We start from the raw sequence: 2,686 nt of genomic DNA, 5'->3' as shown, positions 1-2,686 counted from the left end.
GCTGGACTGTTGCTGTGAACCACGCATCACTGAACCCACGCCCGAGCCATTCGGGCGCTCCTCAGTACCAGGGTTCGGCATTCCGCCAGCCCCGGATCAGAGGAGACAATACATGTCCAAATCCAAACAAACCAAAATCGACAAGGTGCAAGCCTTGTTGCGTCGCCCGAGCGGCGCCAGCCTTGAGGCGCTCTGCAAAGCAACGGGGTGGCAGCCTCATTCGGTCCGAGCAGCTATAAGCGGTCTGCGGAAAAAAGGCGTCACAATCGAACGGCGCGAATCCGACAAGTCACATGGTTTTTCCGCATATCACCTCACAGCAAACAAAGGCGGCGAGCCATGACCAAGACGAGTGATGTCGCCGATCTTGCCGCCATGGGTCGATCGGATCTGGTCACGCTTTGGGAGCAACTGTTTGATCAACCGGCGCCCGCCATGCTCAGCCAACCCTTCCTGCGCCGTTTTATCGCTTTTGAGATGCAGTCCCGCTGTCATGGCGGGCTACCCCGGCAGGTCAAAGCCACGCTGGAAAAGGGCTTTGAGAAGAAGCTCCGGCCCACATGCCCTGCCCTAAAGCCCGGCGGACGCCTGTTGCGCGAGTGGAATCGCGTGACCCATGTTGTCGATGTGACAGAAGACGGCTTCAGTTGGAACAGTCGGTCCTATCGCTCGCTCTCGGCCATCGCCCGAGAGATTACCGGCGCGCATTGGTCGGGGCCGCGTTTTTTCGGACTCACCGGCAAGGGGGCCAAATGAGCCCGCGCCGCAAAATCAGATGCGCGATCTACACGCGCAAGTCCTCAGAAGATGGGCTGGACCAGGGTTTCAATTCGCTGGATGCGCAGTATGAGGCCTGCGCAGCCTATGTCGCCAGCCAGCGACATGAAGGCTGGACCCTGTTGGCCGAGCGCTACGATGACGGTGGCCTGTCGGGCGGCACCCTAGAGCGCCCTGCACTTCAGCGCCTTCTTGAAGAGATCGATGCAGGGCGCATCGACATGGTTGTGGTCTACAAGATCGACCGGCTGACCCGATCGCTCGCCGACTTCTCCAAGCTGGTCGACCGGCTGGAACAGGCGAACTGTTCTTTTGTGTCCGTCACACAAGCATTCAACACCTCTTCCTCCATGGGTCGGTTGACCCTGAATGTACTGCTGTCCTTTGCTCAGTTTGAACGGGAAGTCACCGCCGAACGTATTCGTGACAAGATTGCAGCGTCTAAGAAAAAGGGGCTTTGGATGGGTGGCAACCTGCCTCTCGGCTATGACCGCCACCCCGATCCAAAAGCAAGAACGCTGGTGGTGAATGAGGAGGAGGCCAGAACGGTCCGGCATCTCTTTGGGCTTTATGGCGGGCTGGGATGCCTGCGCAAAGTAGAAGAACGGGCAACAGCAGACAACCTGCGGTCGAAGCGGGTTGTTCGGGCGGATGGAAGCATAAAAGGGGATTGTCCACTGTCACGGGGTCAAATCTATTACCTGCTGCGCAACCCGGTTTATCTCGGAAAAATTCGCCACAAGGATAAGATCTGGGACGGGCAACACCCGGCGATCATCGACCAAGGCGATTGGGACCGGGTGCAAGAGAAGATGCGGCAGGCCTCCAATCGTTCTCGGGCACGCGGCGGCTCCGATACGCGCCAACATTCCAATGACCCCGGCGCCTGGCTCACCGGTCTGCTGCAGGACGAAACTGGTGATCGGTTGACGCCGACCCACACCACGCGCAAAGGCCGACGGTTGCGCTACTATGTCTCCAACAGACTGATCTCGGGCGGCAAGGATACTTCCGGCTGGCGACTGCCCGGCCCGGCGCTGGAAAACGCGGTCATTGATGTCATCGTCAGACATCTGCAAGACGCCGCCGCCGCGCACCAGATACTGGCGCAGCCGGAGGCCGGGTCAGCCGAGGCAGTTCAGACTTCAGTTGCCGATTTGGTGACCCGGCTCCAAGGCCAAGGCGGTCAGGTCGGCGTTGATATTCTGGCCCGCGGTGGAATTGCACGAGGACAGATCGACCTCGAACTGAACCCCGAAACCCTGGCAATCTTACTGGGCATCGCTGCAGATCTTATGCACACTGATCTCACACACATCACCGCGTCTTTCGATCTGCGCCGCCGCGGCGCCGAGGCCAAGGTCATCGCTGGAGACATGACACCCCAACCCGATCCCCACCTCAGGTCCATGCTGATCCGCGCCCATGGCTGGGCGCGCGATCTGAAAGCCGGAGTTCAGCTAATGGAAATTGCGCGCCGCGAAAGCGTCCCTGGCGCCTTCATCCGCACCCGCGCCCAGCTCGCCTTTCTCTCACCGAAGATTCAGGCCGCGATTCTCGACGGCACCCAGCCACCCGAACTTACACTCAAGCGTCTGGTCAGCGTGCCCCACCCACTTGACTGGGCTGAACAGGAACGCCTGTTCGGCTTTTGATAGCTCCAGATCCTGCGTCCCTGATGCAGGGTTCGCCCTCCCTGATCCGGCGGAACAATTCCCTGTTCCCGCGAGAAAATTCCCTGTTCCACTTTTTAGGGAATTTGCAACATAAACCTCTGAAAAACATGCAGTTCCGACAGGTGAAATGACGGAACTCAGACCTGTTTTGCAGAAATTCCCTGTAAATTGCAGGTTATCAGGGAAATCCAGCCCAAAGCGACCCCGCCAAAATGCGGCACTGAGACTGCGGC

Annotated in this window: 3 protein-coding genes; all 3 read left to right on the top strand. The window is 59.0% G+C overall.

Annotation, left to right across the window (positions count from 1 at the left end; translation table 11 throughout):
• The first annotated feature begins 112 nt into the window (after positions 1–112).
• From AC2FIS_RS23140 to AC2FIS_RS23130, 3 genes are read left to right on the top strand one after another with little or no spacing between them, the layout of a single operon-like run.
• Positions 113–343: a DUF3489 domain-containing protein gene (locus AC2FIS_RS23140; RefSeq protein WP_496695667.1), complete on the top strand. Its 231-nt coding sequence runs from the start codon at positions 113–115 to the stop codon at positions 341–343.
• Positions 340–756 (top strand): DUF2924 domain-containing protein, encoded by a 417-nt coding sequence (locus AC2FIS_RS23135; RefSeq protein ID WP_496695669.1) that lies wholly within the window; start codon positions 340–342, stop codon positions 754–756. The genes AC2FIS_RS23140 and AC2FIS_RS23135 overlap by 4 nt, the downstream gene beginning before the upstream one ends.
• A complete protein-coding gene (locus tag AC2FIS_RS23130) occupies positions 753–2,432 on the top strand; it encodes a recombinase family protein (RefSeq protein WP_496695671.1) in 1,680 nt (559 codons plus the stop codon). Before AC2FIS_RS23135 ends, AC2FIS_RS23130 begins: the two co-directional genes overlap by 4 nt.
• The last annotated feature ends 254 nt before the right edge of the window (positions 2,433–2,686 follow it).

It is taken from the genome of Ruegeria sp. CDSB113, assembly GCF_059611045.1.
The sequence above is the reverse complement of the archived record's forward strand: the minus strand, read 5'-3'. Positions and strand labels throughout refer to the sequence as shown.